The organism is Shewanella pneumatophori (assembly GCF_023283895.1).
GTDB lineage: Bacteria > Pseudomonadota > Gammaproteobacteria > Enterobacterales > Shewanellaceae > Shewanella > Shewanella pneumatophori.
On the sequence record NZ_JAKILB010000001.1, the window covers coordinates 646,174 to 671,581 of the forward strand.

Consider the following 25,408-nt stretch of genomic DNA (forward strand, 5'->3'; position numbering starts at 1 on the left):
TTAATCATAAAAATCATAGCTAGACTCACTAGGTTAATACTTAGTGAAAATCACGGGAACGAACAGACAATTTATCAAGTTCGTGAGAAATATCTTCAAGTTTTCCGGCAACCACATGAGTCACTCCAGATTGCCGCTCTAGCACACCACTGACCTTCATAATCTTTGAAACTAAATAAGCTTGTCGCTGCGCCCTTGCTGTAGCAATCCAGACTACAAGATTAACGTTTCCGGTTTCATCTTCTAATGTAATAAAAGTCCCCCCTGATGCAGTACTTGGCCGCTGCCGACCAACAACTAATCCAGCAACAGTAACAACTTGGCCACTACGGCAATCCTCAAGCGCTTCAGCTGTGATACAGTTATGCAAGCAAGAGCGAGCTAAACGAGATCTTGCTCTAAGCATTGCCATGGGATGCTCGCCTAATGTCATGCCTGTATAAGCATAATCGGCTTGCATCGACTCTGCAGCCGTAGGTGGTGCCAGCTTAGGAGTCGACTCAGGTTCAACCTTGAGATGCTTAATCATGTGCACCTGTTGCTTAGCAACACCTTGCATTAATTCACTATTAGGTGATTGATGCGATTTATCTTGAGCACCTCTTACTCTATCTAACTGATTCAGCTCATCTTCTGCAAATAGCGGTAAACTCTGCTGACAAGCCGACAATTGCCAACGAACTTGGTGTCTATGCCCTGCAAGGGTTACAAATGCATTCGCACTCGCCAAAATTTCAAGTTCATGGCGAGCAATCCCTAGTTGATAGATTTGCTCAAGCTGATGAAATCCCTGTTTAGGCCTTAACTCTACAAGGCGAGCACACTCTTTTTGGTTAAGCCCTTTTACTAATCTAAAGCCTAAACGTAACTGCTGCTCACCATGTTCATCAGGCTCTAAAGTATGCTGCCACTGACTATGGTTAACACACACCGGCAAAACATTTACCCCATGGCGTTTCACATCTTGAATTAACTGTGATGGGCTATAAAAGCCCATTGGCTGACTATTTAATAAAGCGCAGCAAAATGCCGCCGGATAGTGGTATTTCAAATATGCTGAAACATAAGCAAGTAGGGCAAAACTCGCAGAATGTGACTCAGGAAAACCATACTCGCCGAAACCTTTTATTTGCCGGTAAATTTGCTCGGCAAACTCTGTTGAATAACCCCGACTTTGCATACCGTTTAATAGCTTAGTTTCAAACTGTTGCAGCTCACCAGAGCGTTTCCAACTGGCCATTGCTCGCCTTAATTGATCGGCTTCGCCACCGGAAAAGCCTGCAGCCACCATAGCTAATTGAATCACTTGCTCCTGAAAAATCGGCACTCCCATAGTGCGAGATAATACCGCTTCAACTTCAGCGCTTGGGTAACTTACCTGCTCTAAGCCGTCTCGGCGCCTTAAGTAAGGATGCACCATATCGCCTTGAATAGGGCCCGGACGAACAATCGCTATTTGCACAACTAAATCGTAATAACACTTAGGTTTAAGCCTTGGCAGCATTGAGGTTTGTGCCCTTGACTCCACTTGAAACACGCCAATGCTGTCGCCTCGTTGCAGCATTTGGTATACCTCAGCTTGCTCCCAACAAATATCTGCCATTGAAAATGCTTTAACTTGCTGACTTTGATAAGGCTCTAAACTATTCTCTAAACTATTCTCTAAACTATGACAGTTTTGCAGTGAATGATTATCGCAAGTTTGGTTTTTAGTATTGGTCTGGGTTTGGCTCTGGGTCTGAGAATGAGTAATAAGCTCAAAGCATTTTCGAATAGCTGTTAACATGCCTAAAGCCAACACATCAACTTTTAGCAGGCCTAAGCTTTCTAAATCGTCTTTATCCCACTGAATAACCGTTCTATCCGCCATTGCAGCATTCTCAACTGGCACCAACTCACTTAATGGCCCGGATGAAATAATAAATCCGCCCACATGCTGAGACAAATGCCGTGGAAAACCTAAGATCTCCTGCACCAAAGGCAATAAATACTGACCAATTCCCTCTTTTGGCACCAAGCCTTTAGCCTCTAACTGGCTTAGCCAATCAAACTCACTATCACGCCTATCGACACTGTGCAGTATATGTTCAATGTGTTGCCTATCGATGCCAAGCGCTTTGCCCACATCACCCATAGCACTCTTGAAACGATAGCTGATCACCGTTGCTGCAAGCGCTGCCCGCTCGCGGCCATACTTGCTATAGATATATTGGATGATTTCTTCGCGGCGCTCATGCTCAAAATCCACATCAATATCAGGCGGCTCATCACGCTCTTTTGACACAAAGCGCTCAAACAGCATATTGACTTTGGTTGGGTCAACTTCGGTGATCCCCAAGCAATAACACACTACAGAGTTTGCGGCAGAGCCACGGCCTTGATGCAAAATATGTTGTGACTTAGCAAACTGAACTATGTCGTAAATAGTTAAAAAGAAATACTCATACTGCATCTCTTTAATTAACTGCAGCTCTTTTATATATTGCAGTTTAACGGCTTTAGGCACCTTATGATTAAAACGCCAAGCTGCTCCTTTCTCGACTTCTTGAGCTAAATACTCACTCGCAGTTAAATGAGTCGGAACCACTTCACTTGGGTATTCATATCTCAGCTCATCCAAACTAAATTGACACTGTTTTGCTATCACTAAGCTGTTATCAATCCAAGCCTTAGAATAACGCTTAGCAATGGCATTTAACGGTTTTAATGCCGTTTCAGTGTTCGCAAGTAACAGCGAACCAGCTTGATCTAATTGGGTAGCGTGGCGGATACAAGTCAACACATCTTGCAATTTTTGCCGCTGCTCACAGTGCATACGTACATTACCAGCTGCCACGCATTCAATCTGTAAATGCTCTGCGAGCTTCTGCCATAATTGCAGCTTTAAAGCTTCACCAGCCAGCAAGCTTCGCTCCATAAGCAAATAGCAACGCTTAGCAAATACCGAAACTAACGCTAAACCAACTGCCAAACACTGCGCTTGATATGCTTGTAGCTGTTCAGCGAGCTGCACTCTTGTATCTAGCTCAGGCTTTATAGGTTGTGGCTGCCACAATAAAATACACTCATCTAATCCATCTAAAAGATCAGTAAATTGCAATTGATAAGCCCCTTTTTCTGCTCGACGACGCGATGAGGTTATCAGCTGACTAATCTGTCCGTAACCTTTACGGTTTTTAGCTAAGAATACAAATACACCTTCAGCTAAACGAAACTCCGCACCAACCAATAAACGGATTTGATGCTTCTTAGCCGCTTCATGGGCTTTTACTATGCCTGCAAACGAACACTCATCTGTAATTGCAATTGCGCTGTAGCCAAGTTTTGCCGCTTGCTCCACCAGCTCATGAGGATGAGAAGCGCCCCTTAAAAAGCTGTAGTTAGAAATAGCGTGTAGCTCGGCGTACATTAACTAAACCATCCATGCAGATAAAAACCACCTTGCTCTTGATAAACCCAGCACAGGCCGCCATCAACATGGCTAGCAATATAATAGTCACGACAATAACTGGCTTGTTGCCACCAGTGAGTTTGTAATCGCTCTGGCCCCTTTAATAGTTCAAACTCTGTTGTTGCTATTGCCTCTGGCTGAGCAAGTAGCCAAAAAGGTCGGCAAGCACCCAGCGCCAATCTATGTTCTTGCTGCTTAGTTTGTACCTTGCCAATACTGCTAAGTGCGGTACTTTGCCAACTATGCTCAGGTAAGTGCTCAGATACTGAGGTGATCCCTTTCACTTTATCGCTGCCAAGCCGTGCTTGTAAGCTCGATAGCAAGTATCGGCCTGCATCGTTTTTTCCAGCTTTTGCATGAGTTAATAAATGAGTTTGCCCTTGAGTGATTGGCGCAAATTTATTGGCATAAATACATAGCTCAACAACAGGCTGATATAAGGTGACGCGCTCAAGTTGCATACGACATAAACTAAGCAGTTCAGCGCTTCTATGTTCAGCGAAGGGGTAGTAAATTGTCAGATCTAAAGGCGCTAGCTCTCGGTCTCGATAGCCTAAACTTAAGGTCAGTGTTTGCAGTGCCAACTGGCGCTGCACTAAATAACCGGCGAGATCATCTAGCATTCGCCTTAGCGGGAAGATAATTCCCGGCATAGATTCAACTTCATAGAGCAAGGTTAGCTTTTGCTGATAATGACTTGCAGGTTCAAAATACGACATTGGTTGCGGCAATTTGCCACTGATCTTAGCCAATAATTGCAGTAACGGTTGACCGAAGCGCTGACCAAGATCTTTTTCGGGTAATGCGGTTAACATAGATAACGTATGCAACCCCATATTGGTAAATGCCTCGGATAAATAGTTTGATACCGGTAAAGCCTGAATGGGCAAAGTATCTAGCAACAAACTATTATGTTCATGTTGTAAATAACGGCTTTGCAGCTCCGCTTGATGTTGAAACTCTGATGCTTGCTCATTACGCTGGTAACCTTGCTCACACGATGCCTTATTCAAACTATGGGACAATGAAATAAATCGCGGTGCTTGTAACGCTAAAAGCTGAGCTGCTAGCGGTGTTTCAGCAATAGCAAGCTGTACGTCTAGCCCAAGTGCTAACGCCTTTTGCCCATATTGCTGAGCCAGATTGTCAATGCCATCAAATACTAAGCCCATGGAGCTAACTTCTAACACTAAGCAGTCATCAACAAATTCATTCACTGAGAACTTACCTGCTTTTTTAACCAAGCTTTGGTTAAATACAGCACTATCATTAGTCAATTCCTGCTTGGCATATCGAGCGGCTAGCGAGCAATGCAGCGGCGCAACTCGGGCGCTAAAGCCATAACTCCACTGACAGAGCCAGTCAGAAGCTTGTTGAGTCACATGAGGGTCAAACTCTATCAGTACCACTTCCGCCAATAAGCTTTGCGCAGTGCTAATACTCATACCGCAGTGAATGCCTGATTGTATTGCACGATGATCACAGGCTAATACCTGTAATGACTTAGGTTCAAATAGCACACAGCCATCAATAGATTGCTGTTGATGCAAATACCTAAGGTATTGAAATGCCCATTGGGGGTAATAAGCTGCAAGCCATAGCATGTTGGTTTTCTCGGCAGTTCTTGTTCCGTTAGCGCTGAATCAATTAGGCGCTAAATGGCTAGCGTTATTGACAATGCTGAGTTTGAATGTCTGCTCTATTTGCAGATCTTTATCGGTTGTTACTCTATGAGGTTCAACATCAGCTAACACTTCTGCCGCTAATCTAGGTGTTAAATAGTTCGCCGTCCCAAGCAAACTTTCTTGTAAATGCGGTGGCAGTAACGACAAACTAAATGCTTTACTCGGCCAGCCACCACGACGCTTGATAATGTTAATGTTGCTATCACCACAGTGCTCCACTGCTCGAATAGTATTGCCACTATTAGCATTAACTCTCTTTTTCGTCTGCTCTTGAGAAAAGAGTTGGGTGTTAGCAGTTACTTTGGTGCTCATTTGCTTACGACTGAAAAATGAGCGTTTAAGAGTTAAGCGTAAATTAACCGGATGTGAGTTATCCGCCAATTTGCTCGGTAAATATAATAGACACAATGCTTGGCCTTTTTCTGCAGCCAGTTGCAGTCGTCTCGACTCAGTAATGGATAAATAATCCAGCCATGCCAATACCAAAGGTACAGCGCCACTACTCAATGCTTGCTCTATGGCCCATAACTGCTCTTTTCTGTCGCTGCTATCAATCCAAATTAAACGTTCAACTTCAATTCCTTGTAGTTCAAGCGCTTGGGGATTGGGAATATAGGGCGGTGCAACCAGCATGACTAATGGCTCTGCATGATTTGTATCAGTTGCGCTTGTCTTGCTAACTTTAGAGTGCTGCTCTGAAGCAAGCGTTTGCGATACAACACCTTGACCAATCAATTGCTGTAATAAAGGCAATACTAGCGTTAACTCGCCTTGGCCTGGGTTATCGTATAAACATTCACATACACCCTGTTTAGGCCAGCCATTATCAGCCAAGTGCTTATTAAGCAAAGAAAACCCGGTGCAATATGCCTCGTTCTGATGCTGCCATTGCTCGCCTAACCAGAGATCTTGTCGCTCAAGTAAATTGACTAGCGGCGGTTTTACTTTTAGCCCACTGCTTGAACGCTGATTAGTTTGCAGCCTAGATGCAATACTTGCCTCCTTTAATTCATCTACTGTTAACGCCTTCGCGTAGCTCATCTTATGCACCTAATTTCGTCAATCAGCTACTCACCTTTCTTTTCGTCACTTAGCATTAATTTGCTTAAAATAACGCTGAACTAGGCAAGCATATTCAACGAACCAATAAACACTGTATAAAAACACAGTATAGTTATCTTTTATTAGATCGCAAGTGATCTTAACTGCAAAAAAAAGCGCTCCTCTAATAGAGGAGCGCTTGAGTGTTTAATTTACCACCGGGTTATTAATTAATGAGATAACCCGGCTAAAATAATAACTTACTTGTATTTTTTTACTTTCTTCAATGCAACTTGTTGCTTCAGCATAGAAAGATGATCAGTAAACACGATACCGTTAAGGTGATCCATTTCGTGTTGTAGAACAATCGCTAAGAATTCGTCAGTATCAATCTCAAACGCTTTACCTTCACGATCAAGCGCTGCGACTTTAACCCCTTCGTGACGATTAACTTTAGCGCGGTAACCAGGAATAGATAAACAACCCTCTTCACCTTGGTATTGACCACGAGACTCAACGATTTCAGGGTTAATCAACACCATAGGTTGATCGCGTTCTTCAGATAAATCGATAACTAAAATAGCATGCAAGCTACCCACTTGAGTCGCCGCTAAGCCGATACCATCATCGGTGTCATACATAGTTTCAATTAGATCGTCGATAAAACCTTGCACAGATTCAATATCTGTTACCGGCACAGCTTTACGCTTCAAGCGTTCATCGGGGATCGTTAAGATGTCTAACACTGCCATACTTTTATCACACTAATGTTAACTAAAAAATTCGCGCTATTATGACCGAATCATCAATAAAGGCAATCTCGAGTTCCATTTAAAGTCAGCAATCCCTCTACTAGAGGGCTTATTAGCACAATAATCCACGAATCCCAGCCCTATAAACTCACCATATCTACCTACTTAAGTGTTTCTATTTTGCACAATTATCTCCACTTTTTATTAACATGTGATAGCATAAATCAAAATGTATAAAATATACGGAAAATAATATGACCTCTGCAGGACGCACTGCGCTGCCCCCTACATTCTTCGTTGCCAATACAATGGAGATCTTCGAACGCTTAGCCTGGTATGGTTTTTTCGCCCTATCATCTTTATATATGACCTCGCCACAAAACCAAGGTGGATTAGGTTTTTCAGAGCAAGAACGCGGCCTACTACAAGGGATGATCCCTTTCTTTCTCTACCTGTTCCCAGTATTAACCGGTGCACTCGCAGATAGGTATGGTTACCGCAAAATGTTTTTAGTTGCCTATGCCATTATGTGCCCGAGTTATTATCTACTCGGCCAAGTTGATACCTTTATGGGATTCTTTGTGGCCTTTATGGGGGTCGCTGTTGGCGCGGCCTGCTTTAAACCTGTCGTCACTGGCACGGTAGCCCGCACAACCGATGAAACCAATCGTGGTTTAGGTTTTGGCATTTTCTATATGATGGTTAATATCGGCGGATTCTTAGGGCCTTTCATCGCGGGTTATGTAAGAGCCATTAGCTGGGACTGGGTATTTATCATGTCGGCCTTTTGGATAGCGGTTAACTTTATTCCGGCCTATTTCTTTTATAAAGAGCCCACAGATCAAAGCCAGCAAAAAGGCAAACCGCTTAAAGCGGTATTTCAAGATATCCAAGAAGTACTGGGTAATGCTCGCTTTGCCATTTTATTCTTCGGCACGTTAGTTATTTTGATGTCTTATGGTGCTAAATGGATAACCGGTGAAACCACATTAATCATTTATGCCATTTGGTTCGCGGCACATATTATTTGGGATAAACTGGCTTCAACTCATAAGCAAGCTCCTTGGTACGCCCAAAAGATCAGTCTAGGCAATAAGCCCTTTGTGATTTACTTACTGATCTTATCTGGCATGTGGATGGTGTATCAGCAAATTTTTATCACGCTACCTATCTATATTCGCGACTTTGTCGATACAAGCGATTTAGTATTAATGCTTGCGCCTTACCCTGATCTACTGCAATTTTTTGCACCTGTTGATGTTAGCCTACTGCAAGCAGAACTGACTCGCCTTGCAAGTGAAGTGTCGAGCGGCACACTAAACGCCAAGCAGGCCTACTTTGAACTTGTACACACTAAAGTGATGGTACCTAGCATTGAAATCAGCCAAGCATTAACCGCTATAGCGCAAACCCCAACAATTGCGGCGCAATACGCACAAACTTGGGCTGTTGAGTATCGACAAGTTAATCCTGAATATCTTATTGGACTGAACTTCTTATCCATTGTGGTCATGCAATTGATGATCAGCCGTTTTGTAGAACGTTTCCAAGCGCTGCCCGTTTTGGTTGGCGGCACCATAATTCTGGCTCTTGGCACCGCTATTGGCGGTATTGCCCACGGCGCAATTATGGGCGGTGCTATGGTGCTGACCTCTATTTTAGTCTTCTCAATCGGCGAAATGGTCGCTTCACCAAAAAGCCAAGAATACGTAGCAAGCTTTGCACCTAATGATAAAAAGGCCATGTTTATGGGCTACTATTTTGTCTCTTCTGCTATTGGCTTTTTATTAGCAGGACCATTATCGGGCTATTTATATTCTGAAGTGGCTAAAGGCGCTGATAGACCCGACCTTATGTGGTACATCATAGGTGCGTTAGGTCTATTAACGGCGTTAGGTTTAGTGCTATTTCATAAGTTTGGTACAACGCCACAAGCTGAGGATAACGCGCTTGAGCTGGCTGAAATCAATTAGAAGCTGCACACAGAACTGATGTAGGCGCTATCGCCCAACAAAAAGCCCATATTGATTATCAATATGGGCTTTAAAATATAGCTAACATCAAAATTACAGCATAGAAATTAGAACTGCGAGCGAATAGCAAATACCCACTGGGTATCTTCGTTTTCAATTTGCTCTAATTTTTCCCAGTCATATTGGTAGCGAATCACCCAAGACCACTGCGGATTAATTTGATAACCCAGTGCTAACCAGCTTTTGGCATCATAACGTTCAACACCATCAATACCTGCGTTACCTTGCAAGTAAAACTCACTGTACCAATGCTCGGTCATCGGTTTTAACACTGTCATGCTAGCATTCGCTGCCGTGCTATCTTTATAGCGCTTAACCGCTAAATGGTTAACAGCAAGCTCGGTAAAGACTTGGGTGGCAAACCAACCTTGATGCTCGGTCATTAAACCCATTTGGTATTGATAGTGGCTTGATTTACCTTGTGGAGTATCGGTTTTACCGTGATCAACAGAGGCTCTAAAATTAACGTTACTGGCTGAATACAAATAACCTAAATGCCATTTATCACCATCAACATTGGTATTAGCTGAAAACTTTTGATGACTGGTTGCGAAACTACCACCGACTTTAAATGTATCGTCATCAAAACCAATAAAAAGCGAGTCATTTAAATTTAATGGGTCGGCAATATGGCGAAAGTCACCAGCAAAAGCTGGCGTCGACACTGCAGAGAGTAATAACAAAGACCCGATAACAGGACGTAAAGCCTTTACTGACATTATATATACCGTGAAAAAGGCGCTATTATTACTTTAGCGCTAACTGTCAGCAAGAGCTTTTACCTTATATTACAAGTGCGTAACCACTGGCAAACAGCAGAGATTTTTATTAACAGTTGCAACCTAGGATCGGCAGTTTTAGGCATACATATTATTAGACTGTTGATCTCAATATTATTAGAACTTACCGTAATACGAGGAGGTAAGCCTTATGCAACAAACCAGTAAACCTTCTCCGATGACGCAAATTTGGCATATTGTGTCTATGATCCCAGAAGGAAAAGTATGCTCCTACGGTAAAGTCGCTGACTTAGCAGGTCTTCCCGGCAGAGCACGTTATGTATCTAAAGCCTTAAAGGCTGCACCGAATGAACTAAAATTACCTTGGCACAGAGTGATTAACAGCCAAGGTAAAATATCATTTGCTGAGCATAGTGAACCCTTTATTGAGCAGATGCAGCGGCTGCGTAGTGAAGAGATCATTGTTAACCGCGGTAAAGTAAAATTATCAGAATATGAATGGCGCCCCGATATGGCAACCTTAGTCTTGTCAATGCCGTTTTAACGAACAGACATGAGGCTATTTACATGATTAATTTCCTAGCTTTTCCAAAGGAGTGGCCTTTGCTTAAAACACTTTCATCAAAACAGCTATTACCGCAAAAATCAGCGGCACTCTTGGCGCTTGGTTTTCTATTAACCAGTCACAACAGCGCAGCCAACACTACAGCACTTACGCCACATATGGCGGAGTATGAAGTCTATTACGGCAGCATAGAGCTTGGCCGAGCGCGTTATATTCTAGAAGCCCCAGAGGGAAATCTATTTAAATATCGGTTTGACAGTGATATTGGCCTATTAATGCTGTCGGACAAACGCCATATTCGCAGTGAGTTTACCTTAGAAGACAACAACCACCTTGTGCCCATGCGTTACTCCGTTGAGCGAACAGGTACAGGCCCAAGCTTTCGTGAGCAAGCCGCTTTTGCCAAAGCGCAAAACGTGGTTCATAGCCGTTATAAAGATGAACGTGCAAAATTCCCTTACGACACAGAATTGTTTGACCCTCTAATGGTGCAGCTACAATTTAGGCTCGATATGGAAGCCAATAAAGACGCATTGCATTACAGCATGGTTAAAGAAGGCGAAATCGATGACTATGATTTTAAAATCGTAGGGAAAGAGCGCGTTAATATCGACAGCGGCAGCTATCAAACCGTTAAGTTTGAAGTAGTACGTGATAGTAAAAAGCGACAAACATTTTTTTGGATGGCACCGGATTTAAGCTACTTGCCCATTCGGTTGTCTCATTTTGAAAAAGGCAGTAAACAATTAGATATAAAACTACTCAATTATCGATTTGAAGCAACGACTCCGACAGAGCAAGCACTAAACAATGAGGCCGCTCCACAGCTTGAAAGTGATAACCTTGAAAGTAACAAACAAGGCTAAGCTACTACAGCTAAGCGAACGAAAGCAATCGAGTCGCTTTCCAGCTTAGAAGCAAATCATAAAAGTCGATTATAAAAACAAAAAGCTCGCTAAGGATCACTTAGCGAGCTTGTTAATCAGTTATTTTCCCGTAAAGGGCTAACTCACAGATGAGCTAACTAACTCACCTTTTTGAAACAGTTTCCACTCACCAGGACTCAACACATTCCATTGCTCATCTTTAGTTAAAGGACGGGTAGCAATCACGGTAACAATGTCATTTGGTGTGGTTTCTTTATCGAAATCAATCACCACATCGGTATCAATCAATTTGGCTTTACCAAAAGGCGCACGGCGCGTGATATAACATAGATTATTACTACAGTAACTCATCAAATGCTCACCATCGCTTAGGATCATATTAAACACACCTAAGGCGCGGATCTCATCAGCTAAAGTCGAAATATAATGGTAAACCGCTAAGCGATCTTCGGGAGCGCGATCACCAAACTTTTCTACAACTTTATCCATTATCCAACAAAAGGCCATTTCACTGTCAGTATCACCCACTGCAGCAAAACGCCGAGCGACAAACTTATCTTCATAATCACTTAATTGACCATTGTGTGCATAGGTCCAGTATTGGCCCCACAACTCACGAGTAAACGGATGAGTATTTTCAAGTGACACACAGCCACGGTTTGCTTGGCGAATATGACTCACCACGACTTCGCTTTTTATCGGATAAGACTTAATAAGCTGTGCTACATGGGACTCACTGCTTGGGCGCGCGTCTTTAAATGTACGGCTGCCTTTACCTTCATAGAAAGTAATGCCCCAGCCATCAACATGTGGTCCGGTTACGCCACCTCTTTCGGCTAGTCCAGTGAAACTAAATACAATATCTGTCGGAACATTGGCACTCATGGCCAGTAACTCACACATTAATCTTCATCCCGCTCTATCTACAACTTGATACCTTTTATTCTAACCACTTGATCGCCTTTGGGGAATCTAAAGCGTTGCAAATAATTTAAACATTTGTTTGAAAAATGCTTGTATTAAAATTAACTAAGGTTTAGATTTTATGAGACACAGGTCTGACCACGCACTATAATTGTGAGGTAGAACCAAAAACAAGTGCCTTTAGGTCAACTTTAGGTCACGCATACAAGGAGAATTACAGTGACGACCCTACTTTGGATCTTGGCAATAATAGTTGCGATAGGCGCTTTTGCTTATCTCAGAGTCTCTCTACTCACCGCCACCCTAGGCACTGCTGCGGTATTAGCAGTAGCAACCGGTATAGGTAATGCAAGCGGCCTACTTTGGCTGGTTTTTCTTGCTGTTGCACTACCACTTAATATCAGCTCATTTAGACAAAATGTTATCACCCGCCCATTACTTAAAATGTATCGCGGCATCATGCCTGAAATGTCGTCTACTGAAAAAGAAGCGATTGAAGCCGGAACCACTTGGTGGGAAGCTGATCTGTTTGCAGGCAAACCAGACTGGAGCAAACTGCATAATTATCCAAAAGCTACACTAAGTGCTGAAGAACAAGCCTTTCTAGATGGTCCCGTAGAAGAAGTTTGTCGCATGTTAAACCAGCACCAAGTTTCCCATGAGCTTGGCGATCTTCCAGAAGAAATTTGGCAATACTTAAAAGATCACGGCTTCTTTGCGATGATCATTAAAAAGAAATATGGCGGTTTAGAATACTCAGCTTATGCACAATCTCGTGTACTGCAAAAGCTTGCAGGTTTAAGCAGCGAATTAGCATCCACCGTTGGTGTACCTAACTCTTTAGGCCCTGGTGAGCTACTTCAGCATTACGGCACTAAAGCTCAGCAAGACCATTATCTGCCCCGCCTTGCTCAAGGCCTAGAAGTACCATGTTTTGCCTTAACTAGCCCTGAAGCGGGTAGTGATGCAGGTGCTATCCCTGATTTTGGCATCGTCTGTAAAGGCGAATGGGAAGGTGAAGAAGTACTAGGGATGAAGCTCACTTGGAACAAGCGCTATATTACCCTTGCGCCAGTGGCAACGGTTCTCGGTCTTGCATTCAAACTTAGAGATCCAGACCAATTATTGGGTAACCAAGAAGATTTAGGCATTACCTGCGCCCTTATTCCAACAGACATTGAAGGTGTTGAAACCGGTCGCCGTCACTTCCCGCTTAACTGCATGTTCCAAAATGGCCCAACACGCGGTAATGAAGTCTTTGTACCACTTAGCTTTATTATTGGCGGCGCTGAAATGGCCGGCCAAGGCTGGAGAATGCTAGTTGAGTGTTTATCTGTTGGTCGCGGCATTACTCTGCCATCAAACTCTGCAGGTGGCATTAAAACCGCCGCACTAGCAACGGGTGCATATGCTCGTATTCGTCGTCAATTTAAGCTACCAATTGGTAAACTTGAAGGTATTGAAGAGCCAATGGCGCGTATTGGTGGTAACGCTTACCTAATGGACGCGGTAACCTCTTTAACTACAACGGGTATCGACCTTGGTGAAAAGCCATCAGTGATCTCAGCTATTGTGAAATATCATCTCACCGACAGAATGCAAAAGTGCGTTATCGATGCTATGGATATTCACGGTGGTAAAGGTGTGTGCTTAGGCCCGAATAACTATTTAGGTCGCGGCTACCAAGCAGCGCCAATTGCGATTACTGTTGAGGGTGCCAACATTCTGACCCGTTCAATGATTATTTATGGCCAAGGTGCAATTCGCTGTCATCCATATGTATTAGCTGAAATGGAGTCGGCATTTGATCCAGATGCAAGCAAAGGTTTACGTGACTTTGATGCAGCTATCTTTGGCCACATTGGCTTTACCACCAGCAACCTTGTACGTAGTTTCTGGATGGGCTTAACTTCAAGCCGCTTCTCTAACGCGCCATATTCAGATAAAACTAAACGCTACTATCAACAAATGAACCGCTTTAGTGCCAACTTAGCACTGCTATCAGACTTAGCGATGGCAACTCTTGGTGGCAACCTTAAGCGTAAAGAGCGTATTTCAGCGCGCCTTGGTGACTTACTCAGTCAACTGTATCTTGCATCAGCAACACTTAAACGTTATGAAGATGAGGGCCGTTTAACTGAAGATCTACCATTAGTTCAATGGGCTGTTGAAGATTCACTCTACAAACTGCAATCTTCACTCGATGAGTTACTGGATAACTTCCCAATGGGCTTAGGTATTGCACTACGTGCAGTGATCTTCCCATTTGGCCGCCCACTTAAACGCCCAAGCGACGTGCTGGACCACAAGGTGGCTAAAATCATGCAAACGCCTTGTGCCAGCCGTGACCGTTTAGGCAAAGGTCAATTCTGGACTGCAAGTGAGCATAACGCTGTGGGGATTCAAGAAGAAACCTTTAAAGATATCTTGGCTTCAGAGCCTATCTACGACAAAGTCTGTAAAGCTGCAGGTAAACGCCTACCCTTTATGTGGCTAGATAAAGTGGCAGCAGAAGGAAAAGCGCTTGGTGTACTAAGCGAAGCCGAAGTGGCGCTTCTAGAGCGTGCTGAAATAGGTCGTATGAAGTCTATCAATGTTGATGACTTTGACCCTGAAGAGCTAAAAGCACGCACGCTTGAATACGCTAAGCAGTTTGAGGCAGCCTAGCCTTTAACCAATAACTAGGTTCATTACGCCTAGGTTAATTGCTAAGCAAAAATACTAAAAAGGCTTAAGTTTAATCACTTAAGCCTTTTTTTATTTGCAGCTATCTTTAAAAATTACCGATTTATTGTTTCTTCAATTGTTTCATAAAGTCTGTCATATGCGGTTTGAACTGTTTAAACAGCTCTACATCGCGATTGTTTAACATGACTTCACCAAAGAGTTTTAACCCCACAGCAAAAGCCATGGCATCCGCTTCTTCTAGGTCCATTTTAACTTTGATCATCTCGACAATCTTAAAAATATCGTCATGATTACGCGTCTCAAACGCTAAGCGGCTGTTATCGATAGCCTGTCCTTTAGCATCTTCTAAGTGCTCTAGAGTGACTTTATATAAATGGCCCTTCATAATTAACTCCTTTGTAGAGTAATAAATAGGGTTAAAGTTGACTCACCATTAACTAACCACTTTACCCAACTCAAACTGCATATAAAAAAATCGTTCATCTTGCTGCTGGACACTAAAGCCAAAGCGCTGGTAAAGCCTGACCGCTGGGCTAAGTTGAAACACTTTAAGCTCAATACATTTTAAGCTCGCATGCTCAGCTATGCGCACGACTTCCATTAGTACCTGCTTGCCAATGCCTCTATTTTGAAAATGGCTATCAATTTGCAGATCACGAAGCTGACAAACGTTAGCTGCAACTGACAACCTCAATATCCCAACGACCTCACCATCGAGTGAGATCTGCAGGTTATTCAAATCCTTTGTCATGGTTAAGATAGTTGTACTATCCCAGTCTAGCCGGTACTTTTTATAGTATGGCTGCATATTGGTTAAGGTAAGCTCCGCTGCGCCAGCTAAATCTTTAGCGGTTGATAATTCAATCAAAGCTTCTCCTTTATTTGCCGTTTAGATTTGAGACTTTATCAAATTAACAAACTATTGAAGTTAACGCTAAAACGCATTGGCTAGCAACTCGCATTGCCGTACTGGAAGCTCGCTAAAGGACTTAATCCAAAGCCCTTTCATAAACTGAATAATATGCAGCTCTTAAACAACACTAGGCAGCTAAATCTAATGCTTGTTCTCGTAGGTAATCCATGCCAGCTAAGAAACCACTGAACATTTTTAACGCAATAAACTGCCCAGACTCGGTTGTTCTATAGCTATCACCATCTTTTATTAACGCGCCAGATGCTAATAAATAGATCAACTCTAACGGGAACGCCTGCCATAAGCTTTTACCAGTATGCGCCTTAAAGAGTGCATTATCTAAATGACCTTTGCCCATCATAATCATTAAATGGTGTTGGTTAATTGACTTATTGCTCAACATTTTATGATGACTAGTACCAACATTGCCTTGATTAATCAGTTGAATATAGCCATCAATATCAAAGCTAGATACTTGAAATTGTTGGCCAAAACGGCCAAAAGCGCCAGAGCCAACACCAAAGCAGTTTTCACCATCAAGAACATATTTATTCTCAACATGCTGGCCAAAGTTACGGCTATATGTCCAAGGGAACTCCATCGTATAACGGTCAGACATTGCCTGTTTAACCGCTAAAAACTGCGGCCACAAATCTCTAGGCTCCCCCGCTAAACATTTAGACTTTTTACGACTCTTACCAATTCCTAGCGTCAATGGGTAGGTAGTGATTTGATCTGGTTCAAGTTGGATCATCCGTGAAATATCAGCAACTACGCTGTCTGGTGTTTGGCCTTTAAAGCCGTACATTAGGTCAACATTCACCGTCGGGAAAAGCTCAATCCCCTTTTGGATATCAATCGCTTGTTCATCGCCTGAGCCAAATTTTTCAAAGCGACCACTGGCTTTTAATATATTGTCATCAAAGCTCTGCAGGCCTATAGACATTCTATCAACCAAACCATTAAGCAATTCGGGGTTGCCGGTTTTAAAATAGCTAGGATCGGTTTCACACGAAACTTCACGCACATGGGTTAAACTTTTAATAAGCTCAATAGTTTTAACTAACTCGTCTTCTAAGATAGTGGTGGTTCCGCCACCAATATATACACGATTAAACCGTAAGCCAGCTGCAATAACTCGTCTGATCTCTTTACGCAGTGCCTCAAAGTAAATCAGAGCTTTTTGTTGGTTATATTTAATTTTATGAAACGAGCAAAAACGGCACAATGTGTGACAAAAAGGAATATGAATATAGAGGGTTTCTATATGCTGCTCGTTGGTGAAGCCTACGGATGATTGCCCAAGTGGAAATGCTCTTGCGTCCGCTAAACTTAGCGACTGCATAATGGTATGTTGCATAACAATATCAAGGCTTTGTGTTGCTAAAGATAAACGTAAATCGGCAAATGACATAACTCACCTTGTGATGATGAATTTACCTGTCTCCAGGTAAGTAGGTGATTATTACCTTACCCCTGAGCAATATAGAAAAGTGTGTTATATGGCTGATGTTGATATTTTTTTTTAGATTTTACGGCAGCTAGATCACATAAAAGCAATGAACATTTCGACTGTTATTTTTTGTATCATGATAACCATCATCACCGTTGATTTACGACGTTCGAAAAGAGAGTGATTTTCAGAGTAAATAAGTAATGGTATGAATAGATAAATGCCAATTTAAAGTGTATTTTGCATATCTGAAACGACTAATTAACTGCTATCCGCAAAATGGGTCAGCGTTTAACATCAACATTGGTAACTAAGCTTTCATACTAGCAAGTTTTTATACATAGACACACAATCTAGACTTATTCCTCTAGGTGAATGATAACTTGATACTTGCTCGCCGATAAAACCACAACCGCGGTAAAATGGTGCAGCGTTTAAGGTCGAATCAAGCTTAATACTTGGGAGGTTATGCTCAATTGCAAGCGCTTCTAAAAATGCTAGCATCTGCTTAGCTGCGCCCTTACCAAAAAACTCTGGCTCAACAAAAATTGCATCTAGCATTCCAGATGTAATATTAAGTTTACCGCTTCCAATCACCTGCCCTGCAACCACTGATACATAGAAGTTATCAATAACATCACGAGTAAACTCAGTTGTTACCGTGCCTTGTGTCCAAAACTTGATTTGCTCCTCTGAGTAAAAGCCTGTGCACTTAGCAATAATACTGCGACTACGTAGCGCAAAAATGGCGTCAACATCTGAGTTTTGCGCTTTTCTGATAGCAATCATTTCCTTAGACAACCTTTGTTAAACGTTCAATATTATTAATACTATTGATTACTATCTTTTAATCGCTTTAGCAATAACGTCAACACCGAATTGAAAGCCTTGTTGGTCATAAGCCTGTGAGCTTTTATTCATAAACCCATGTTGGTAGGGAGTCACTTGCAGTTCAAGATTATCAAAGTTACTAATAATGGCCTCAACTTCATTCACGTTAAAGCCAGGTTCTTGTTGAGGGAAAATAACTTCCATTTTAGCGATAGGTTTAGCAGCTAAATATTGGTGGATACGAGTCGGATAAAAGCAGCGAAAGAGCTTATTTTTTGCTTTCAGCTCACCAGATAAACGCCAGGCTACATTGGCTCCAGCGCTAAAGCCAATGATCAGATCAGGCTCAAGTTGATGAAATAACGCCTCAGCCAACAAATAGTAATCTTCATGGCCACAACGCTCAATAAACGACCGATAAGCTTGTTGCTCATTTGCAAAATAATTGCGCTCACCTGCATAAGGGTCGATGACATGAACCAAATCAATGTTGTTTATATTTGAAATCAATAAGTCACTAGACTCACATACTCCAAATATGTCGGTAATTATCATTACTTTCATATCGTCATCAATCCTCGTTAATACAGGGTTAGTCACCTAAAGGCCGAATAAGTACATCACTCCATTGCTGCAAACTAACATTGAGCTTAGCGTGCTGATTCTTTATTCTTATTCGTACATGCCTCAGATTTTCTTATCTGCTCCAATTCTGCGTATAAGTATTCGGTAAAAAAACCATGCATCAAAAACCGCTGGCTTAGATCCCATGGGCCAACTAAATAGTGTGGGTATTTGTTATAGGCCATCTCAACGATTTCAGGTTTATCAATGATCCGACCAATACGGATTGCAATTGACTGATCTAGATTAAAACCGTTAATTGCATCTCGGTACTCATCGCGTTTGAGTAGAAAACAAAACAGGCACATAAATAATGCGTGAGCCGTTTCAAAGTCAATCACTTGGCTAGCTTTACGCTCAAGTTGAAAAGCTTGCATATCTATTGCTTGCCAACGCTGCCACGTTAACGCCGAGCGCGGTTTACATTCGGCCTCTTTAGCATCACCAAAATGATAAAAGGCATCAAATAGCTCTTGGTCATGCTTAACAAATGTATCGCGCAGCATGTCATCAACACACTTAGGGTAAAGATCGACGAATACCGATTTACCTGAGTTTTCAGACAAGAAGTTAAGTACATTCGATTCAGTAGCAAAGTGCCTTAAAATAAGAAGGTTGGCTTCAGGGGAGACTAGATTCTTACAAAACCAGCAGATCATCTTTTGCAGTAAAGTATGCCCACTAAACTGCGGGAAAGGTAAACGCTTTAAAAACCAAGTTAGATGCAACAATAGCGCAAAAAACAGCTGTAATATCGGTCTTAATGTCCAGCGAAAAGGATTATCAAGATCTTTAATCCAAAGCGCTAATGCGACCTTTTCTATCGGCAATGAATTATCTGCAGCAATTGCACGGATAAATGCACTCTGGCGTTGCTTAGTCACTATCTATCTCCTCAAGTTGCAAGATATAAAGCCTCGCAACCACTTTTGCGGTGCGCGCTATCGCCTTAATCGCTGCGTCATTGGTCGCTACACGATCTACTAACTTATATAACTCTTCTAGATGATGCTCATCGTTTTCACCATGGTAGCGCATAAACCGCGTGGCAGATTGAGGCAAATTAAGCTGCTCTTCAACTAATTCAGCCCACTTGCCAGCCATCTTGTTGCCTAAGCCTTCGATAATCCACATAGCACCAATAAGATCAATGGGGTTTTCTTGACTAGCACGATACATAAGAAAACCGTGCAGTGCTTCAGAGCCAATATTTTTGCTGGCAGCTTGAATCACGCTGACATCACCTCCGGTTGCAAGGTAATCACTTTCTAATAATAAAAAGTCTTTATGCTCGTCTTTAGCGTGACCAATTACCATTGAGCGCACATCAGCATAATCGCGATTAAAACTAGAGGCACAACGGGTGATCCAACGTGAGCCCTCAATCACCTGTTGGCGCAGGTTAAGCAGTAGTTTTTGGTAGTCTTGATGACTTAGTCTATTCTGCTCTAAGCGCTTAACGATAGGCGCCTTGGATAACGCAAGGTCGAAATCAAACCAAATCTTAAGTAATGACTGCAAGCAGGCTTGGCCCGAAGCTGTTAATACATGATCTGCCATTGTCTACTCCACTACAGTTAAGTGCATATAAGCACAATTGAATCGGCCGCTTTCCGGCACCATGCAAAACAGGGTTTCGCCCACAGTTAAAGAATGGCTCGATAGAAATTCATCTAACATAATAAAAATGGAGGCGCAGCCAGTGTTACCGCGCTCATAAAGGTTGGTGTACCATTTATCTTCAGGGATCTGCACACCGGCAACGCTAAGCATATCGACAATCTTGCTTTTAAAGTAAGCCGATGAAAAATGACATAACACATGGTCAACTTCATCGACGTTAAACATCTTATCTTGCTGTAACTTTAAAAAACCATTCACACCAACGGCAACAATATTTTCGAGTAAGCGCACGTCTTGACGTAATAACAGCGCTCCGGCCTGCTCTGCCTCGCTGTAGGTTGCAAAATCCTGCCAGCTTTTATCACTGTCTTTTGGCATACCAACTGACATACAAACCGGATATACATCTGCATGTGAAAAGCTTTTTATCCAATCAATACGCAGACTTTTACCGGTTTTTCTCGGTTGATTCTCTAGCAATAGCGCACCTGCACCATCTGATAGCATCCAGCGTAAAAACTCAGCATTAAAATCAATTTCATTGCCAGCAACTTGCTCATATCGCGTATGTTTAAATAAGCGAGATGCCAGTTCGCTGGCGATCACTAAAGCATTTTTAGTCTCTTGGGCTTTAATATTGGTATAAGCGGCTTTAAGCGCCATCATGCTGCTTGAACAAATCCCGTGACTGGTTTGTAGCTCAACACTGCTAATATCTAGCTCTGCTTGAATCATGCTACCAAAGCCTGGTAAGACTAAGTCCCCCTGACTCGTGGCAACACTGAGCATTTCTACCTGATTAGGAGATATATAGCTGTTACCTAAACAACTTTTGCCCGCATTAGCAGCCATTTCACTGTTTGAAATTTGTGTTTCTTGTTGCTGGTTTATCGCGTAATGACGAGTTTTGATGCCATTAGACTGTAAAATCTTCCGCTTTAGGCGGCTTTTTTTGCCATTAACTAAACCTAAGATAGTCTCAATCTCATCGTTATTTATGGCAGGCCCAGGCAGGAAGTGCCCGGTACTATTGATATATACACTCAATTAACGGCCCTCTTTTTCATCGCCACTCGAATACAACGAATATTCTCTTCTATATAGGGAAATACACACACAACGGCCATAAAGCTCAAGTAACTAACAAAATAAGCACTGCCACCGTGAGGTGTCTCTACCGGTACCAGAGACATATTGCCCTGCCAATTTAAGCTAATTAAATTAATAAATTGCGGCCAGTTAATGATAATAATGGTGATCAACATATACATTGGTAAGGTGCCGAGGTAGTTATGAGCATGCATTTCCCAAATCGAAATTTCCCGTTTGGGAGCGGCATATCTAACGTCAGCATGGGCAACCACTTCATGTAACACCCAAGTGAACAAGCAAATAATGAGGATAAGCACATTTACGGTATAGAGTAGGCATAACACCAATGGAATGGCGATTTGAATACCCATCACCGAATGCATCAGGGTCTCTTTAATCCCTGAAGTATGTTCAATTTTAGTTGCGCGGTGGCAGAACCAATCCGCCAGCCCAGCTATGCCCCATATTGGCAATAGCATAAAAAGCAAAAAGTTAATCAGCAGTTGTGACGTATCCATGTCACTCATTCCTTTTGATATTTATCTTAAATCAGGCCGGCAAGACTAACATTTACCGCAAGTGTTGTAAGCTCAGGTGTTAATGAAAAGAGTTTTCGGTGTAACGGAATAACAACGGTTTTGGAGGAGATTGAATTGCAGTTTAGTGCTCATTTGGTTGGGGTTTTTCGGGTCTGTGAAACTGCTCTTTGAAAGCCCTCTTTAAAAATGTTCTTGAAGCTAAGCTGTTAATAATGCTGGCAGCGTTAATAATCAAACGGTGGCAGTTAGTTTAAACTTAGAGTTGGATAAGTGCGCTATATCTCCGCGGCCAAATAAAAACATCTATACAAAAAACTATATATCAATTATTTATAGAAAAACTCACACCATCATTATCTATCAAGTATAAAATTACAAAATAAAGCAGCGCTATTGCTAGCACTGCTTTAACTGTATCTTGATAACAACAATCGAAGTTTATCAATCCTCTTAAGATATAAGCTCAAATATAAGCTCAAATATAAGCTCAAATATAAGCTCATATATAGGCTTAGATATAGGCTTAAATTCAGTTTTAAACGACCAGCGCCCGCTTCTAAGCCAATATTTCCCTGCATATGCCCCCAAGGTTAGAAGCGCACAAGCGAGTTAACCACTGACCTAGTCGCTACCTTAACGTATTAGCGTCAGTAGTTTTAATCTAGGTTATTATTGTCTCAGTTACTGTCGTTTCAGTAACTGGTGCATCGCTACTTGGTTCGAGTTTTTGTACATCTGCAGGGATCAAGCTAATTAGCTCTACACCTGATGGCAACTCAGAATCGGCTGCAGCGCTGATCACCCTAACCTTACCGTCTTGCAAATAAATAAGCGGAATTGCAGACTGTGCATACTGCTCCATAAACATGTTGTAATTAAAGCTATCGGTGAGTCGAGTGCTTTTTATGCTCGCGCCCTTAGCCATTAAACTGGCGAGTTTTGAGTAAGAAACCCCTTCACCAAACAGACATAAACGTTTTAAATAAGATTCAGATAACTGATGCCTTGCACTCGATGCTTCACCGTTATTAAGCCCGAATACCTTTTCGCCACCAAATACGTCTTGAAAGTAAAAACTCACCAAAGGGTTAAGCTGCCTATATGGAGACATAACTAATACTCGGCCAATCCCTGCCATATTCATATGGTTTTCAGCGTGTTCGGATGCAGGGTTACCGAAGTAAACAGGAATATTGTCCATCCTCGCGAGACGAATATTGTCCCAGTTATTATCAGCAAGTAAAACGGTAACGCCTTTTGATTGCAGCGTCTTAGCTAAAGCTCGCGGAAAACTTGATGCGCCAAAAATCAATAATCCTTGAGACGAATCAGCGGTTACAGCTAATATTTTGGCCCAGCGCCCCGCCGTTAAGCTTTGAATAACAACGGTACCAATAATAATTAAAAACACCAGTGGCACTATCATTTCAGCGCCTTTAATCCCAATAGCTTCCAGCTTAATCGCAAAAAGTGACGACACCGCTGCAGCAACAATACCTCGAGGTGCCACCCAGCTTAAAAACCACTTATCACCTTTAGACAGTGAGGTGCCCACACCACAGCACCAAATGCTAAGTGGGCGAGCAACTAACATTACCACCGCAAGTAGCGCCAAACCCTCCCAGCCTAAACTTAATAGCGCATCGGCGTTAAGCCTCGCAGCTAAAAGAATAAACAACGCCGAGATAAGCAGTACTGTTAGTGTTTCTTTAAATTCGAGAATATCGGCAATATCAACGCCTTTCATATTGGCGAGCCAAATACCCATAACTGTAACTGAAAGCAGGCCCGCTTCTTCTTGAAGGAGGTTTGAACCTACGAATACCGCTAACATTAGAGTAAGCACAGCTGTATTACGTAAATAATGTGGTAACAGATTATTACGTAATACCAGCCCAACTAAATAACCACTGATAGCGCCAAAACCCAAGCCAATGGCCAACATTGCGCTCAAAGCGTGTAAAACATGGGTGGTAGGATCTGCAGCTACTGCAATATATTCAAACACTAATACCGCAAGTAATGCACCTATGGGATCAATCACAATCCCCTCCCAGCGTAAGATACTCGCGAGCTCGGTTTTAGGCCTTACGCTTCGGAGCATAGGAACAATTACGGTTGGCCCAGTAACAACCACTAATGCGCCAAATAGCAAAGCCATTGACCATTCAAAGTCGAGTAAATAGAAAGTACCAACAGCAATGCAGGCCCAAGTGATCACCGTACCTAAGGTAACAAGCCTAGTTACCATCACGCCATGTTCTTGGATCTCCTTAAAATTAAGGGTTAACGCGCCTTCAAATAAAATAACGGCAACACCTAGAGAAATGATGGGAAATAGCAGATCGCCAAATATGACATCTGGCTGTAAAAAGCCAAGCCCAGGCCCAAGTAATAAGCCACAAAGTAGCAGCGGTAATATAGCGGGGAGTCGTAACTTCCAACCAAGCCACTGACAAAACAACGATAAAACACCTAGCAAAGCAAGCATCGCAGTGATCTGCTCCAGCATAGCCTATTTCCTTATCTGATCGTTTCAACCGAAACGCTGTTTGTTAAAACATGCTGTTGTGTGTAAAAACTATAGCTAAACTTGAGTAAAATACGATAACTCCAAGAAAAGTAAATCAAAATTATCGTTAAATTGTTTCGCTTTATAAGAGTGGCTCAAATACCAAGCAAGATCAGCAGACAAGAAAAAATATATGAGCGAGAGCGACAGCAGAAGCTCGTTGTTAGGGTTTCATATTTGCTTGGTGAAGCAGACTGTCGAAATGCTGAAGCTCCTCAGATTTCAACGTGAAACATTTATCGCTACGCAAAAAATTATGTATAGAACAAAAACTCAACATTGTCATGAAGGCTTTAATCTTAGTTTGGCGGAGCGGATCCTCGGAATACTAATGAACCCGCGCTTTCGTCGTGACACATATAACGCTACGCAAAAATTGTATATGTAGATACGAAAAAAATTTTATATAGAAACGAAAAAGGCCTCCACATTTCTGTGAAGGCCTTAATCTTAGTTTGGCGGAGCGGACGGGACTCGAACCCGCGACCCCCGGCGTGACAGGCCGGTATTCTAACCAACTGAACTACCGCTCCAAAACTCTTTTTAGAAATCATATATCGATTTCTTTGGTTACAGCTATGTCACTAACAATAACCTTGTCTTACTCTAAATTGGCGGAGCGGACGGGACTCGAACCCGCGACCCCCGGCGTGACAGGCCGGTATTCTAACCAACTGAACTACCGCTCCAAAACTCTTTTTAGAAATCACTATGTCGATTTCTGTGGTTACTGCTATGTCACTAACAAATAACCTTGTCTTACTTTAAATTGGCGGAGCGGACGGGACTCGAACCCGCGACCCCCGGCGTGACAGGCCGGTATTCTAACCAACTGAACTACCGCTCCAAAACTCTTTGTTAGAAATCACTATGTCGATTTCTTGGGTTACTGCTATGTCACTAACAAATAACCTTGTCTTACTTTAAATTGGCGGAGCGGACGGGACTCGAACCCGCGACCCCCGGCGTGACAGGCCGGTATTCTAACCAACTGA

Annotated in this window: 20 protein-coding genes and 3 tRNA genes; 4 read left to right on the forward strand and 19 right to left on the reverse strand. The window is 42.5% G+C overall.

What is annotated here, in order from left to right:
* Positions 1-40: 40 nt before the first annotated feature.
* The 4 genes from L2740_RS02885 to def form a co-directional block, all read right to left on the reverse strand.
* Positions 41-3,409: an error-prone DNA polymerase gene (locus L2740_RS02885; protein ID WP_248948539.1), complete on the reverse strand. Its 3,369-nt coding sequence runs from the start codon at positions 3,407-3,409 to the stop codon at positions 41-43.
* On the reverse strand, positions 3,409-5,055 hold the full coding sequence (locus L2740_RS02890; RefSeq protein WP_248948540.1) for a Y-family DNA polymerase: 1,647 nt from the start codon (positions 5,053-5,055) through the stop codon (positions 3,409-3,411). The genes L2740_RS02885 and L2740_RS02890 overlap by 1 nt, the downstream gene beginning before the upstream one ends.
* Before the next feature lie 39 nt (positions 5,056-5,094).
* Positions 5,095-6,177, reverse strand: a complete 1,083-nt coding sequence (locus L2740_RS02895; protein WP_248948542.1) for a hypothetical protein — start codon at positions 6,175-6,177, stop codon at positions 5,095-5,097.
* Between the two features lie 260 nt (positions 6,178-6,437).
* A complete protein-coding gene (gene def, locus L2740_RS02900; protein ID WP_248948544.1) occupies positions 6,438-6,929 on the reverse strand; it encodes a peptide deformylase in 492 nt (163 codons plus the stop codon).
* A 254-nt stretch (positions 6,930-7,183) separates the two neighbouring features.
* Here def and L2740_RS02905 point away from each other — a divergent pair, with 254 nt between their 5' ends.
* Positions 7,184-8,902, forward strand: a complete 1,719-nt coding sequence (locus tag L2740_RS02905; protein ID WP_248948545.1) for an MFS transporter — start codon at positions 7,184-7,186, stop codon at positions 8,900-8,902.
* Positions 8,903-9,009: 107 nt separating this feature from the next.
* On the opposite strand, the gene L2740_RS02910 is transcribed toward L2740_RS02905, so the two are convergent.
* Entirely contained in the window at positions 9,010-9,681 is a 672-nt protein-coding gene (locus L2740_RS02910) for a hypothetical protein (protein WP_248948547.1), read from the reverse strand.
* 211 nt (positions 9,682-9,892) lie between these two features.
* Here L2740_RS02910 and L2740_RS02915 point away from each other — a divergent pair, with 211 nt between their 5' ends.
* Both L2740_RS02915 and L2740_RS02920 read left to right on the forward strand, forming a co-directional pair.
* Complete coding sequence (locus L2740_RS02915; RefSeq protein ID WP_248948549.1) at positions 9,893-10,246, forward strand: MGMT family protein; 354 nt, start codon at positions 9,893-9,895, stop codon at positions 10,244-10,246.
* A gap of 113 nt (positions 10,247-10,359) precedes the next feature.
* Positions 10,360-11,133 (forward strand): DUF3108 domain-containing protein, encoded by a 774-nt coding sequence (locus L2740_RS02920; protein WP_248948607.1) that lies wholly within the window; start codon positions 10,360-10,362, stop codon positions 11,131-11,133.
* Positions 11,134-11,271: 138 nt separating this feature from the next.
* Here the strand turns inward: L2740_RS02920 and L2740_RS02925 are convergent, their stop codons facing one another.
* Positions 11,272-12,057 carry a class II glutamine amidotransferase gene (locus tag L2740_RS02925; RefSeq protein ID WP_248948551.1) on the reverse strand — a complete coding sequence of 262 codons (786 nt, stop codon included), beginning with the start codon at positions 12,055-12,057 and terminating at the stop codon, positions 11,272-11,274.
* Positions 12,058-12,297: 240 nt separating this feature from the next.
* Between L2740_RS02925 and fadE the strand changes: the two genes are divergently transcribed.
* The gene (fadE, locus tag L2740_RS02930; RefSeq protein ID WP_248948553.1) at positions 12,298-14,745 is read left to right on the forward strand and encodes an acyl-CoA dehydrogenase FadE; all 2,448 of its coding nucleotides are present in this window, start codon (positions 12,298-12,300) and stop codon (positions 14,743-14,745) included.
* Positions 14,746-14,866: 121 nt separating this feature from the next.
* Here the strand turns inward: fadE and L2740_RS02935 are convergent, their stop codons facing one another.
* The 13 genes from L2740_RS02935 to L2740_RS02995 form a co-directional block, all read right to left on the reverse strand.
* Positions 14,867-15,151, reverse strand: coding sequence for a DUF3861 domain-containing protein (locus tag L2740_RS02935; RefSeq protein WP_248948554.1), 285 nt, complete (start codon positions 15,149-15,151; stop codon positions 14,867-14,869).
* Positions 15,152-15,199: 48 nt separating this feature from the next.
* Positions 15,200-15,634, reverse strand: coding sequence for a GNAT family N-acetyltransferase (locus L2740_RS02940; protein WP_248948556.1), 435 nt, complete (start codon positions 15,632-15,634; stop codon positions 15,200-15,202).
* A gap of 172 nt (positions 15,635-15,806) precedes the next feature.
* Positions 15,807-17,093 (reverse strand): coproporphyrinogen III oxidase family protein, encoded by a 1,287-nt coding sequence (locus tag L2740_RS02945; protein ID WP_248948558.1) that lies wholly within the window; start codon positions 17,091-17,093, stop codon positions 15,807-15,809.
* A gap of 357 nt (positions 17,094-17,450) precedes the next feature.
* The gene (locus L2740_RS02950; RefSeq protein WP_248948559.1) at positions 17,451-17,921 is read right to left on the reverse strand and encodes a GNAT family N-acetyltransferase; all 471 of its coding nucleotides are present in this window, start codon (positions 17,919-17,921) and stop codon (positions 17,451-17,453) included.
* A 51-nt stretch (positions 17,922-17,972) separates the two neighbouring features.
* Positions 17,973-18,527 carry a dienelactone hydrolase family protein gene (locus tag L2740_RS02955; protein WP_248948561.1) on the reverse strand — a complete coding sequence of 185 codons (555 nt, stop codon included), beginning with the start codon at positions 18,525-18,527 and terminating at the stop codon, positions 17,973-17,975.
* 86 nt (positions 18,528-18,613) lie between these two features.
* Complete coding sequence (locus L2740_RS02960) at positions 18,614-19,471, reverse strand: DUF6999 family protein (protein ID WP_248948563.1); 858 nt, start codon at positions 19,469-19,471, stop codon at positions 18,614-18,616.
* Complete coding sequence (locus L2740_RS02965) at positions 19,464-20,147, reverse strand: iron-containing redox enzyme family protein (RefSeq protein ID WP_248948565.1); 684 nt, start codon at positions 20,145-20,147, stop codon at positions 19,464-19,466. The genes L2740_RS02960 and L2740_RS02965 overlap by 8 nt, the downstream gene beginning before the upstream one ends.
* Positions 20,148-20,150: 3 nt before the next feature.
* Entirely contained in the window at positions 20,151-21,257 is a 1,107-nt protein-coding gene (locus tag L2740_RS02970; RefSeq protein ID WP_248948566.1) for a beta-ketoacyl-ACP synthase III, read from the reverse strand.
* Entirely contained in the window at positions 21,254-21,820 is a 567-nt protein-coding gene (locus L2740_RS02975) for a diguanylate cyclase (protein WP_248948567.1), read from the reverse strand. Before L2740_RS02975 ends, L2740_RS02970 begins: the two co-directional genes overlap by 4 nt.
* A 682-nt stretch (positions 21,821-22,502) precedes the next feature.
* Positions 22,503-24,353: a cation:proton antiporter gene (locus L2740_RS02980; RefSeq protein WP_248948569.1), complete on the reverse strand. Its 1,851-nt coding sequence runs from the start codon at positions 24,351-24,353 to the stop codon at positions 22,503-22,505.
* A 516-nt stretch (positions 24,354-24,869) separates the two neighbouring features.
* Positions 24,870-24,946, reverse strand: a tRNA-Asp gene (locus L2740_RS02985).
* A gap of 79 nt (positions 24,947-25,025) precedes the next feature.
* Positions 25,026-25,102 (reverse strand) — tRNA-Asp (locus L2740_RS02990).
* Between the two features lie 81 nt (positions 25,103-25,183).
* Positions 25,184-25,260 (reverse strand) — tRNA-Asp (locus tag L2740_RS02995).
* Between the last annotated feature and the right edge of the window lie 148 nt (positions 25,261-25,408).

What these genes read in the sequence shown, in the direction of transcription:
- L2740_RS02975 (WP_248948567.1), bottom strand. Translation starts at nt 21,820, where the DNA reads ATGGATACGTCACAACTGCTGATTAACTTTTTGCTTTTTATGCTATTG.
- L2740_RS02885 (WP_248948539.1), bottom strand. Translation starts at nt 3,409, where the DNA reads ATGTACGCCGAGCTACACGCTATTTCTAACTACAGCTTTTTAAGGGGC.
- L2740_RS02945 (WP_248948558.1), bottom strand. Translation starts at nt 17,093, where the DNA reads ATGTCATTTGCCGATTTACGTTTATCTTTAGCAACACAAAGCCTTGAT.
- L2740_RS02965 (WP_248948565.1), bottom strand. Translation starts at nt 20,147, where the DNA reads ATGGCAGATCATGTATTAACAGCTTCGGGCCAAGCCTGCTTGCAGTCA.
- def (WP_248948544.1), bottom strand. Translation starts at nt 6,929, where the DNA reads ATGGCAGTGTTAGACATCTTAACGATCCCCGATGAACGCTTGAAGCGT.
- L2740_RS02895 (WP_248948542.1), bottom strand. Translation starts at nt 6,177, where the DNA reads ATGAGCTACGCGAAGGCGTTAACAGTAGATGAATTAAAGGAGGCAAGT.
- L2740_RS02935 (WP_248948554.1), bottom strand. Translation starts at nt 15,151, where the DNA reads ATGAAGGGCCATTTATATAAAGTCACTCTAGAGCACTTAGAAGATGCT.
- L2740_RS02910 (WP_248948547.1), bottom strand. Translation starts at nt 9,681, where the DNA reads ATGTCAGTAAAGGCTTTACGTCCTGTTATCGGGTCTTTGTTATTACTC.
- L2740_RS02955 (WP_248948561.1), bottom strand. Translation starts at nt 18,527, where the DNA reads ATGAAAGTAATGATAATTACCGACATATTTGGAGTATGTGAGTCTAGT.
- L2740_RS02925 (WP_248948551.1), bottom strand. Translation starts at nt 12,057, where the DNA reads ATGTGTGAGTTACTGGCCATGAGTGCCAATGTTCCGACAGATATTGTA.
- L2740_RS02950 (WP_248948559.1), bottom strand. Translation starts at nt 17,921, where the DNA reads ATGATTGCTATCAGAAAAGCGCAAAACTCAGATGTTGACGCCATTTTT.
- L2740_RS02980 (WP_248948569.1), bottom strand. Translation starts at nt 24,353, where the DNA reads ATGCTGGAGCAGATCACTGCGATGCTTGCTTTGCTAGGTGTTTTATCG.
- L2740_RS02915 (WP_248948549.1), top strand. Translation starts at nt 9,893, where the DNA reads ATGCAACAAACCAGTAAACCTTCTCCGATGACGCAAATTTGGCATATT.
- L2740_RS02890 (WP_248948540.1), bottom strand. Translation starts at nt 5,055, where the DNA reads ATGCTATGGCTTGCAGCTTATTACCCCCAATGGGCATTTCAATACCTT.
- L2740_RS02905 (WP_248948545.1), top strand. Translation starts at nt 7,184, where the DNA reads ATGACCTCTGCAGGACGCACTGCGCTGCCCCCTACATTCTTCGTTGCC.